This is a genomic window from Promicromonospora sp. NPDC059942, assembly GCF_042731755.1.
Taxonomy (GTDB): Bacteria; Actinomycetota; Actinomycetes; order Actinomycetales; family Cellulomonadaceae; genus Promicromonospora.
Genome location: NZ_JBHWLR010000018.1, coordinates 21452 through 32475 on the forward strand (window position 1 = coordinate 21452; position 11024 = coordinate 32475).

The window sequence follows — 11024 nt, forward strand, 5'->3', positions numbered from 1 at the left end:
AACGGGGTGGGTGTCGTCGGCGTGTCTGCCCGACACGCCACCCGATCTCCCACCTAGGGTCGGGCTCGTGATCAGGTTCGAGAACGTGTCGAAGGTCTATGCGCGGGGCGCACGACCTGCCCTCGACCAGGTCTCCGTGGACGTCGAGCGCGGCGAGTTCGTCTTCCTCGTGGGGGCCTCCGGGTCGGGCAAGTCGACCTTCCTGTCGCTGGTGCTGCGCGAGCAGCGGCCCACGCGCGGCCGCGTCTACGTCGCGGGGCGGGACGTCGCGAACCTCTCCGGCTGGCGCGTGCCCACGCTGCGCCGGCAGCTCGGCGTCGTGTTCCAGGACTTCCGGCTGCTGCAGAACAAGACCGTCCACGAGAACGTGGCGTTCGCCCTGCAGGTGATCGGCAAGCCGCGGCACGTCATCCGCGACACCGTCCCCGAGGTGCTCGACATGGTCGGCCTCGCGGGCAAGGGCAAGCGGATGCCCACCGAGCTCTCCGGCGGTGAGCAGCAGCGCGCCGCGATCGCGCGCGCCATCGTCAACCGGCCGCAGATCCTGCTGGCCGACGAGCCCACCGGAAACCTCGACCCCACCACCTCGCTGGGCATCATGCGCCTGCTGGACCGCATCAACCGCACCGGGACCACGGTGGTCATGGCCACGCACGACGACGAGATCGTCAACGAGATGCGCCGCCGCGTCGTCGAGCTGTCCGACGGCGTCGTCGTCCGCGACGAGGCCCGCGGCGGCTACGGCGAGCGCGAGTCGATCCTGCCCGACGTCGGCGCCTCACCCGTGCTCGACGCCCCCGGCAGCGGGACGCGCGCGCCGGTCCAGACGGTGCGGGGGTCCTGAGGTGCGCTTCCAGTTCGTGCTCGGCGAGGTCTTCAGCGGCCTGCGCCGGAACACCACCATGGTCGTGGCCGTGGTGCTCGTGACGTTCGTGTCCCTGACGTTCGTCGGCGCGGCTGCCCTGCTGCAGGCGCAGATCGGCAAGCTCAAGGACGACTGGTACGACCTCGTCGAGGTCTCCGTGTTCCTCTGCCCGGAGGGCTCGGTGTCGCCCACGTGCGCCACGGGCCAGGCCACCGACGACCAGATCGACGCCGTCCGCCAGGTCATCGACACCGAGCTGTCCTCCCAGGTCAGCAAGGTCTACTTCGAGTCGAAGCAGCAGGCGTTCGAGGCCTTCAGCGAGCGCTACCCCGACGGCTACCAGGGCACGCAGCTCACCGCCGACGACATGCAGGCGTCCCTGCGCCTGAAGCTCACCGACGCCGAGCAGTTCGCCGTGGTGAGCGACGTCCTGTCCGGGCGGGACGGCGTCGAGATCGTCGAGGACCAGCGCGCCGTCTTCGAGCCGCTGTTCCGCACGCTCAACGTCGCCACGCTGCTCGCGGCCGGGCTGGCCGGCGTCATGCTCCTCGCCGCGGTCCTGCTGATCACCACCACCATCCGGCTCAGCGCCGTCTCCCGGCGCAAGGAGACGGAGATCATGCGCCTGGTGGGCGCGTCCAACCTGTTCATCCAGCTGCCGTTCCTGCTGGAGGGGGCGCTGGCGGCCGTGCTCGGCTCCCTGCTCGCCGGCGGCGGGCTCTGGCTCGCCGTGCGCTTCATGGTCAGCGACTGGCTCGAACGGTCGGTCGACTGGGTCGCCTACGTGTCGGAGGTCGACGTGTTCCGCGTCGCGCCGCTGCTCGTGGTCATGGCGGTCGCGCTGGCCGCCCTCTCGTCCTTCTTCACCCTGAACCGGTACACGAGGATCTGATGTCCACTCCCCGAAACCCCCGCTCCAGGGTCCCCGGCCGCAGCGCCCTTGCCGCGGCGCTCGCCGTCCTGCTCCTGCTGGGCGGCTCGACGGCCGTCCAGGCCGACGACCTGGACGACCGCCGCGCCGCCGCGGAGCGCCAGCAGGCCGCCAAGGAGAAGGAGCGCGAGGGCCTGGAGGCCGAGCTGGAGCACACGGACTCGCAGCTCGCGGACGCCGTGCTCGAGCTGGACCAGGTCGAGGGCCGGCTGCCGGTGGCGGAGGCGGAGCTCGCCGTGGCCGAGGCCGAGCTGCAGCGGGCCGAGCGGGAGGCCGCGATCCTGGCCCAGCGGCTGGCCGACGCCCAGCTCGAGGAGGCGCAGGTCACCCAGCTGCTCCAGGACGGTTCCGGAAAGGTCGACGACGCCCGCGACGACATCGCGCAGATGGCTCGCGAGGAGTTCCGCGGGTCCGGCAGCGCCTCGACGCTCGGGCTGGTGACCGGCGCCCAGAGCACCGAGGAGTTCATCGACGGGTACTCGGTGTCGTCGTCCGCGGCCCGGATCCGGGCGCGCACGCTCGCCGAGCTGCAGGACGCCGAGGCGACCGCCCGCAACCTGCAGGCGCGGCTCACTGCCATCCGGGAGATCGTCACCGAGCTCAAGCGCCTCGCGGACGAGAACGTGGACTCGAAGGAGCAGGCCAAGCAGGCCGCGGTGGAGCGCAAGGCGGAGATCGAGCGCCTGATCGACCAGCAGCAGCGGCTCAAGAACCGCATCGAGCATCGCAAGGACGCCGCGCTGGCGAGCATGCAGGCGAACGAGCAGGAGCTGGGCTCCATCGAGTCCGACCTGAAGTCGATCATCCGCAAGCAGCAGGCGCGGGACGAGCGCCTGGCCCAGCAGCGGCAGGAGGAGCAGGGCTCCTCGGGCGGCTCCTCCGGGGGCGGCGGCTCCTCGTCCGGCGGTGGCGGTGGTGGCGGCGGGGGAGCCGGCACCATGACGTTCCTCAGCTACCCGACGGCAAACCCGTTCGTCACCTCGTCGTACGGCATGCGGTTCCACCCGGTGCTGAACTACTCCCGCCTGCACGCCGGCACCGACTTCCGGGCCTACTGCGGCACGCCGATCCTGGCGGCCGCCGACGGCACCGTGCTCTACGCGCGCACCCTGGCGGGCCTGGGCAACCAGGTGCTGATCGACCACGGCTACACGTCGAGCGGTACGAGCGTGATGACGAGCTCGAACCACCTCACGTCGTTCGCCGTCTCGGCGGGGCAGCGCGTCTCGCGCGGGCAGCTCATCGGCTACTCGGGCACCACGGGGACGTCCACCGCCTGTCACCTGCACTTCGAGCTCTACATCAACGGTTCCACAGTGGACCCGATGACCTGGCTGTAAAAGCCTGGTCGGGCTGGACCGGGCGCGTAAACTGGGACGTCGCGCCGCCCGCAGCGGGTACGGCGCGCCAGCAGAACCCGGAGGGAGACCATGGCCAAGAAGAACGTCGACGACCCGCGCAAGATCGTGGCGAACAACAAGAAGGCCCGTCATGACTACGTGATCGAGGACGTCTTCGAGGCCGGACTGGTGCTCTCGGGCACCGAGGTCAAGGCGCTGCGGATGGGTCGCGCGTCCCTGACGGACGGCTACGCCGCCATCGACCGCGGCGAGGCGTGGCTCGAGAACGTGCACATCCCCGCGTACTTCCAGGGCACGTGGAACAACCACGCGCCGCGGCGCCGGCGCAAGCTGCTGCTGCACCGCGAGGAGATCGCGCGCCTGGAGTCGAAGTCGCGGGAGAAGGGGCACACCCTCATCCCGCTGTCGCTGTACTTCCTGGACGGCCGCGCCAAGGTCGAGATCGCGCTCGCGCGAGGCAAGAAGGAGTACGACAAGCGCCAGACGCTGCGGGAGCAGCAGGACATGCGGGAGGCCCGGCGGGCGATCCGGCACAAGGAGATGCTCGGCTGAGCCGGAGGCGCAGCGCAGGGTGGGGGCCGAGGAACGAGGCACGCGCCCGGAGCGGAGCCGCAGGCTCAGCCGACAGACAAGTAGGGCCTGAGCCGGTCTCGCAGCGCAGGGTGGGGGCCGAGGGACGAGGCACGCGCCCGGAGCGGAGCCGCAGGCTCAGCCGACAGACAAGCAGAGCCTGAGCCGGTCTCGCAGCGAGCCGTGGCGGAAATAACGTTCCCTGCCAGGGCGTTGATCACCTAGACTGGGAACACTTCACGGGCGAGAGCTCGGGGAGCTGGTTGAAAAATCCATAGGGGCTGATCGGTTTCGACGGTGGTCGTGCTTCGAGGAGAAGCGGGCCGAGGATGCAGGCTTATCTCGTAAACGATGCCTGTAAACCAATAGTTGCCGATAACTCGCGCAACGACTTCGCCCTCGCCGCCTGAGCGAGCCCGAAGTCCGTGGGCCCGGAGTCTGCTTTCGCTCCGGTAGTCCGCGTCATCTAGAAAGCCACTGCTCGTAGCTCTCGTCATCGGGGCCACGGGAACACTTAGGTGACTGGGCCTGTCCGCGAACGTGTCTGCGCGAGCGCGGGGGCCGAGAAAATCCATAGCAGACTGCGCCCGGAGAAGTCCTCGTCAACCGATACCGGACCCGGGTTCGATTCCCGGCAGCTCCACTCGATACCCCTGTGGCCGAAGGCCTCGCCGGTGTTCCGGCGAGGCCTTCGTCGTGCCCGGGGTCTGCGCCGGTCCGATCGCGTGGCCCGCCTACCCGACGTCCTGCAGCGCCGACTGCACGACGACCGTGTCGGCGCCGTACGTGTCGTCGGCGTAGCGCTGGATGCTCCCGTCGTCGTAGACGACCGTCACCCAGACGTAGCCGTTCTCGACCCAGCCGGCGAGGGCGTCGAGGTCGCCGTACACCTCGTCGTGCAGCTCGTCGGCGGCGGATCCGGCTCCGGCCGCCCCGGCGTTGTCCGGCGCGAGCCGGGGGTCGTCGGGGGACGCGGGCGGCTCGGCCGGGGCGGGGCCCGTCCCGGTGAGATGGAACGTCTCGCCGTCCCAGGTGCCCTCCACCGTGTACGTGCCCCAGGTGGTGCCCTGCGCGGACTCCTCGCCCTCGACGGCGTCCCAGTCCCACCCGGCGACCTCGGGTCCGCCGCCCTGGGGCGGGTACGACTCGGCCAGCCCGCCCAGGCAGAGCTCGGCCGGGCCGTCCCCCTCCTGGAGGACGGTCGTCACGACGCTCACCGCGCCCGGCGACGCGGGCGTGGGCGGCGCGGACGCCGTCGTGTCGCGGGGCCGGCCCCCGTCCGATGCCGGGCCGTCCGATCCGGGACCTGCCGGGCCGGCGCACGCCCCGAGGAGCAGGACCCCGGCCAGGCCGGTACCGAGGACGCGGAGTGGTGCTCGAAACGGGCTCATACCCGGCATGTGTCCCGAGGCCGACGCCGCTTGCGCGCGAGCCGCCGGTCAGATGTGCGCTTCTACCCAGTCATTGGGCCCGGAATCACCCCGATTTCGGGCCAGATGGCTGGGTAGAAGCGCACTTCGCCGGGACGACGCCGGCCGTCCCGCCCACTCGACGATCCCGCACCTCCGGGGCACACTGGCAGCGGCGCGGACACCGGGGTCCGCGGCGGAGAGCTGGAGGGCCCATGGCCGACTACGCGGACGTCTACCGGCGCAGCCTCGCCGACCCCGAGGGCTTCTGGGGCGAGCAGGCGGCCCTCGTCTCGTGGTTCCACAAACCGACCCGGGTGCTCGACGGCGACAGTGCGCCGTTCTACCGCTGGTTCCCCGACGGGCGGCTCAACACCTGCTACAACGCGCTCGACCGGCACGTCATCGCGGGCCGCGGCGACCAGACCGCGCTGATCTACGACAGCCCGGTCACCGGCGACTCCGACACGATCAGCTACGCCACCCTTCTGCAGGACGTCGCGGCGTTCGCCGGCGCCCTGCGCGACCTCGGCGTCGAACAGGGCGACCGCGTGGTGATCTACATGCCCATGGTGCCGGAGGCGGTCGTCGCGATGCTTGCCTGCGCCCGCCTCGGCGCGGTGCACTCGGTGGTGTTCGGCGGGTTCGCCGCGAACGAGCTGGCCGTGCGGATCGACGACGCGCAGCCCAAGGTCGTGGTGTCGGCGTCCTGCGGTATCGAGCCCAGCCGGGTCGTGGAGTACAAGCCGCTGCTGGACCGGGCGCTGGAGCTGGCCGACCACCAGCCGTCGTCGTGCGTGGTGCTGCAGCGGCCGCAGGCCGTCGCCACGCTCGTCGAGGGGCGGGACCTGGACTGGGCGACCGCGATCCACGCCGGGCGCACCAATCCCGCGCCCTGCGCGGAGGTCGCGGCGACGGACCCGCTCTACATCCTGTACACGTCGGGCACCACGGGCCGGCCCAAGGGGATCGTGCGCGACAACGGCGGGCACGCCGTCGCGCTGGCCTGGTCGATGCGCAACATCTACGACATCGAGGCCGGCCAGGTGTGGTGGACGGCGTCCGACGTCGGCTGGGTGGTCGGGCACTCCTACATCGTCTACGGGCCGCTGATCGCGGGCGCGACCACCGTGCTCTACGAGGGCAAACCGGTCGGCACGCCGGACGCCGGCGCGTTCTGGCGCGTGGTCGCCGAGTACGGCGTCGAGGCGCTGTTCACCGCCCCGACCGCGATCCGGGCCATCAAGAAGGAGGACCCGGAGGGGATCCTCGTGGCCGCCCACGACACGACCTCGCTGCGGCACCTGTTCCTCGCGGGGGAGCGGCTCGACCCCGGCACCTACGAGTGGGCGGGCCGGATCCTCGGCGTGCCTGTCGTCGACCACTGGTGGCAGACCGAGACCGGGTGGGCCGTGGTCGCCAACCTGCGTGGGCTCGACCCGATGCCCACCCGGGCCGGGTCGCCCTCGGTGCCCGTGCCGGGCTTCGACGTGCAGGTGCTGCTGCCGGACGGCTCGGTCGCGGGCCCGAACCAGGAGGGGAGCCTCGCGCTCCGGCTGCCGCTGCCGCCCGGGACCCTGCCCACGCTGTGGCGGGACGACGCGCGGTACCTCTCCTCGTACCTCGCCGCCTTCGACGGCTACTACCTCTCCGGCGACGGCGGCTACGTGGACGACGACGGCTACGTCTACGTGATGGGCCGCACCGACGACGTCATCAACGTCGCGGGTCACCGCCTGTCGACCGGCGCCATCGAGGGGGTGCTGGCAAGCCATCCCGCCGTGGCCGAGTGCGCGGTGATCGGGGTCGCCGACGCGCTCAAGGGGCAGGTGCCGCGCGGGCTCGTGGTGCTCAAGGCCGGGGTCGATCCCGAGGGCGTCGCGGCCGAGCTCGTCGCCGCGGTGCGCGACCAGATGGGCCCGGTCGCCGCGTTCAAGGACGTCGAGATCGTCGCCGGGCTGCCCAAGACGCGCTCGGGCAAGATCCTGCGACGCACCATGCGCCAGCTCGCCGACGGCGAGCACCCCGCGGTGCCCTCGACGATCGAGGACCCGTCAGTGCTGGCTGCCCTGGAGCCGATCCTCCGCCGGAACTGACGCCGGCATCGTTGCGTCGAACGTAGGGTCCGTCGGCGCATGAGCGCTCATGCGGCGAGCGACCCTACGTTCGACGCGGGCTGCCGCGTCCGGGCGGGGGTGCCGCGCTAGGGTGTGCGGCGTGCACTCGCCCGGAGATCCTGGCCTTGTTCCCCTGCCTGCGTCGACGCAGGTGCCGGGCGGTTCGGTGCTGCTCCGGGACGGCGCGCGGGTCCTGACCGACCCGGCCCTGCGGCCGGCCGCGCGCTGGTGGCGGCGGGTCACGGAGGAGGCCTTCGGGATCGACCTGGTTCCGGTGGCCGAGGGGCCCGCCGACGTCGTGCTCGCGCTCGCTTCCGACCTGCCCACCGGGGGCTACCGCGTCGAGGTGAACGCGCGGCCTGCGACGGCCGAGGGTGCGGCGACCGCCGCGACCGTGCGCGTCGAGGCCGCCGACCTCGCCGGCGCCCACGCCGCCGCGCAGACCCTGCGCCAGCTCGCCGGACCCGCGGCGTTCCGCCGGGCGCCCGCGGACTACCGGGGCGCGGGCGGCGCGCCGCCAGGGCCGGTGCTCCCGGCCGTGCGGATCGAGGACCATCCGCGGTTCGCCTGGCGCGGCGTGCTGCTCGACGTCGCCCGCCACTTCCTGCCCAAGCACGACGTGCTGCGGTTCGTCGACCTCGCCGCCGCCCACCGGCTGAACGTGCTGCAGCTCCACCTCACGGACGACCAGGGCTGGCGCGTGCAGATCGACCGGTACCCCGAGCTGACGCGCACCGGGGCGTGGCGGCGCGAGTCGACCGTCGGCACCTGGCGCACGGGCTCCCGCGACGGCCGTCCGCACGGCGGCTTCTACACGCAGGACGACCTGCGCGAGATCGTCGCCTACGCCCGCGACCGGGGCATCACCGTGGTTCCCGAGATCGACGTGCCCGGCCACGTCGAGGCCGCCGTCGCCGCCTATCCCGAGCTCGGCACGCGCAAGGACCGCAGCGGCGTCCGCACCACCTGGGGCATCAGCCAGGACGTGCTCGACCCCTCCGAGGGTTCGCTCGCGTTCTTCCGGCACGTGCTCGACGAGGTGCTGGACGTCTTCGACTCGCCCTGGATCGGCCTCGGCGGCGACGAGGTGCCGCCGACGCTCTGGCGCGAGTCGCCGCAGATCGTCGAGCGCGCCCGGGCGCTGGGCCTGTTCGGGCCGGACGGCGCCGTCGACGTCGGAAAGCTCCACGGCTGGTTCGTCGCCCGGCTCGCCGAGCACGTGTCCGCCGCGGGCCGCCGCGCCGTCGTCTGGGACGAGGCCGTCTCGCCCATGCTCCCGCGCGACGTGATCGTCACGTCCTGGCGCGGGTACGCCCAGGGCGCGGCCGCGCTCGCCGCGGGGCACGACGTCGTCATGGCGCCCGAGCAGGCCGTCTACCTGGACCACCGGGCCGGCGAGCACCCCGCGGAACCCATCCCGGTCGGCTTCCTGCGCACGATCGAGGACGTCTACTCCTTCGACCCCCTCCCACCCGCGCTGAGTGCTGGGTATTTGTTGGGTGAGCACGCCTCGGACCCGCAGATACCCAGCACTCAACGGGAAGAGGGGCGGTTGCTCGGGGCGCAGGCCCAGGTGTGGACCGAGCATCTGGACAGCGCACGGCGGGTCGACTATGCGACCTATCCCCGGCTGGCCGCGTTCGCCGAGGTCGTCTGGTCGCCGCGCGGCGACCGGGAGCCGGGCTCGGCGGCATCGAAGGAGTTCCTGGACCGGCTGGAGCGGCACCACCTGCCGCGCCTCGACGCGTACGGCGTCGAGTACCGGCCGCTCGCCGGGCCGCACCCCTGGCAGACCCGGCCCGGTGTCCAGGGCTACCCGCGGGACCTGGCGGCCGAGACCGCCGTCGGCGGCTGGGCGGGGCTCGGCGGCTGGCGGGAGGACGGCGGCGTCGAGAACCTGCCGGAACAGAACCTGCCGGAGCAGACCCCGTCGGACGGGCAGACCTCGCCGGACGAGCAGACCCACTCGGACGAGCCGAGCCCGTCGGACGAGCAGAGCCCGTCGGACGAGCGGAGCCCCGAGGGCGACGTGTGACCGGCACCGTCCATGTCCGCGGCGCCCGCCTGCCGCAACCCGACGGGACCCTGTCCGAACCGCTGGACCTGCACGTCGTGCGGGGCCGGATCGCGGCGATCACCCGCGCGGGCGCGCGGGACTTCGCCGCGCCGGACGGCGCCGGACCGGACGACACCGCCCCGCACGGCACCGCCCCGGACGACACCGCCCCGGACGACACCGCCCCGGACGACACCGCCCCGGACGGCACCGGGCCCGACACCCGGACCCTCGACGCGCACGGCCGCGTCGCCCTGCCCGGCTTCGTGGACGCGCACACCCACGCCGAGGCCGCCGTCTTCGAGCCGGACGTGCAGCTCGCGATGCTCCGCCAGGGCATCACCACGGTCGTGACCGGCCAGGACGGCGTGTCCTTCGCGCCGTCCGACCCCGCGACCTACGCGTGGGCGAGCACGTACTTCGCCGCGATCGACGGCGACCACCCCGCGTTCGCGGGCGGGTCCGTGGGCGACCTCCTGACGACCTACCACCGCACGGTGCCCGTGAACGTCGCGTACCTCGCGCCCCACGGCACCCTCCGGTACCGGGTGCTGGGGGCGGCGCAGCGCCCGGCGTCGGACGACGAGATCGCGGCCATGGTGAGGCTGCTGGAGCAGGCCCTGGACGACGGCGCCTGCGGCCTGTCGACCGGGCTGGAGTACGTGCCCGCCGCCTACGCCGACGAGCGGGAGCTGATCGCGCTCGCCCAGGTGGTCGCCGCGCGCGGGCTGCCGCACGTCAGCCACATGCGCGGCTACGAGGACAAGGGCGTCGCCGGGCTGGACGAGCTGCTGCGGATCGCCCGCGCGTCCGGCGTCGCCACGCACGTGTCCCACCTGCACGGTCCCGCCCGCGACCTGCTGGACCACATCGGCGGGGCGCGCGCCGCGGGTCACGACCTGACCTACGACTCCTACCCCTACCTGCGCGGCTGCTCCATCCTGTCGATGGTCGCGCTGCCCACGTGGCTCCCCGTGGCCGACGCCGCCGCGACCGTCGCCGCCCTGCGCGACCCCGCTCTCGCCTGGCGCCTGGGCGAGCACTTCGCCGGCCTCACGGATCTCTGGCCGCGCATCACCTTCGCGTCCGTGCCCGGCATGGAATGGGCCGAGGGCATGACCCTGCCCGACGTCGCGGCCCGGCTCGGGCGCTCGGCCCCCGACACCGTGGTCGAGATCCTGACGATCACCGCGCTGCGCGCGAGCTGCGTGTTCGCGCAGCCGCCCACCAACTCGCCCGAGTCGGTCCGCACGCTGGCCGGGTACGAGGGCCACCTCGCCGGGTCCGACGCGATCTACCGGGGCGGCCGGCCGCATCCCCGCGGCTGGGGCGCCTTCGCGCGGTTCCTCGACGAGCACGTGCGCCGCGGCTCGTGGAGCTGGTGGGACGCGGCCGAGCACCTGTCGGCCCGGGCGGCCCGCCGGTTCGGCCTCGCGGACCGCGGCCGGCTCGCGCCCGGGGCCGTGGCGGACCTGGTGCTCGTGGACCCCGGCCGGGTCCAGGACGAGGCGACGTACGAGCAGCCGCGCACGCCGGCCACGGGCATCGAGGACGTGCTGGTGGCCGGGGTGCCCGTCCTGGCGGACGGCGCCCTCACGGGAGAGACGCCGGGGCACGGCCTGCGGCCCGTCTCAGGTTCGTGACGATCCCCTTCGAGGCCCGGGGGTGTTTCTTTTTTCGGGGGCGGAAGGAGAGGAAAGAAGGAGGGGAGAGGG

At 72.9% G+C, this 11024-nt stretch carries 8 protein-coding genes and 1 other RNA gene; 8 read left to right on the forward strand and 1 reads right to left on the reverse strand.

The features are described 5' to 3' along the window. Nucleotides 1-67 precede the first annotated feature (67 nt). From ftsE to ssrA, 5 genes are all read left to right on the forward strand, one after another. Nucleotides 68-844: a cell division ATP-binding protein FtsE gene (ftsE, locus tag ACFV9Q_RS23560; protein ID WP_377205701.1), complete on the forward strand. Its 777-nt coding sequence runs from the start codon at nt 68-70 to the stop codon at nt 842-844. A 1-nt stretch (nt 845) separates the two neighbouring features. Next, on the forward strand, nt 846-1757 hold the full coding sequence (ftsX, locus tag ACFV9Q_RS23565; protein WP_377227946.1) for a permease-like cell division protein FtsX: 912 nt from the start codon (nt 846-848) through the stop codon (nt 1755-1757). After that, a complete protein-coding gene (locus ACFV9Q_RS23570; RefSeq protein ID WP_377227947.1) occupies nt 1757-3136 on the forward strand; it encodes a peptidoglycan DD-metalloendopeptidase family protein in 1380 nt (459 codons plus the stop codon). Before ftsX ends, ACFV9Q_RS23570 begins: the two co-directional genes overlap by 1 nt. Nucleotides 3137-3226: 90 nt before the next feature. After that, the gene (gene smpB, locus ACFV9Q_RS23575) at nt 3227-3709 is read left to right on the forward strand and encodes an SsrA-binding protein SmpB (RefSeq protein WP_377227948.1); all 483 of its coding nucleotides are present in this window, start codon (nt 3227-3229) and stop codon (nt 3707-3709) included. Nucleotides 3710-4004: 295 nt separating this feature from the next. After that, nucleotides 4005-4373: a transfer-messenger RNA gene (gene ssrA / locus ACFV9Q_RS23580) on the forward strand. Between the two features lie 88 nt (nt 4374-4461). Here ssrA and ACFV9Q_RS23585 read toward each other — a convergent pair. Further along, nucleotides 4462-5118: a hypothetical protein gene (locus ACFV9Q_RS23585; RefSeq protein WP_377236426.1), complete on the reverse strand. Its 657-nt coding sequence runs from the start codon at nt 5116-5118 to the stop codon at nt 4462-4464. Nucleotides 5119-5351: 233 nt separating this feature from the next. Here ACFV9Q_RS23585 and ACFV9Q_RS23590 point away from each other — a divergent pair, with 233 nt between their 5' ends. The 3 genes from ACFV9Q_RS23590 to ACFV9Q_RS23600 all read left to right on the forward strand — a co-directional run bounded on the left by ACFV9Q_RS23590 (nt 5352) and on the right by ACFV9Q_RS23600 (nt 10952). Next, complete coding sequence (locus tag ACFV9Q_RS23590; protein ID WP_377236427.1) at nt 5352-7232, forward strand: propionyl-CoA synthetase; 1881 nt, start codon at nt 5352-5354, stop codon at nt 7230-7232. Nucleotides 7233-7353: 121 nt separating this feature from the next. Next, nucleotides 7354-9288 (forward strand): beta-N-acetylhexosaminidase, encoded by a 1935-nt coding sequence (locus ACFV9Q_RS23595; protein ID WP_377236428.1) that lies wholly within the window; start codon nt 7354-7356, stop codon nt 9286-9288. After that, complete coding sequence (locus tag ACFV9Q_RS23600) at nt 9285-10952, forward strand: amidohydrolase family protein (protein ID WP_377236429.1); 1668 nt, start codon at nt 9285-9287, stop codon at nt 10950-10952. The genes ACFV9Q_RS23595 and ACFV9Q_RS23600 overlap by 4 nt, the downstream gene beginning before the upstream one ends. Nucleotides 10953-11024: the final 72 nt, after the last annotated feature.

Bases quoted from the DNA above. Each gene is read 5' to 3' on its own strand.
- ACFV9Q_RS23570 (WP_377227947.1), top strand. From the start codon at position 1,757: ATGTCCACTCCCCGAAACCCCCGCTCCAGGGTCCCCGGCCGCAGCGCC.
- smpB (WP_377227948.1), top strand. From the start codon at position 3,227: ATGGCCAAGAAGAACGTCGACGACCCGCGCAAGATCGTGGCGAACAAC.
- ACFV9Q_RS23585 (WP_377236426.1), bottom strand. From the start codon at position 5,118: ATGAGCCCGTTTCGAGCACCACTCCGCGTCCTCGGTACCGGCCTGGCC.
- ACFV9Q_RS23590 (WP_377236427.1), top strand. From the start codon at position 5,352: ATGGCCGACTACGCGGACGTCTACCGGCGCAGCCTCGCCGACCCCGAG.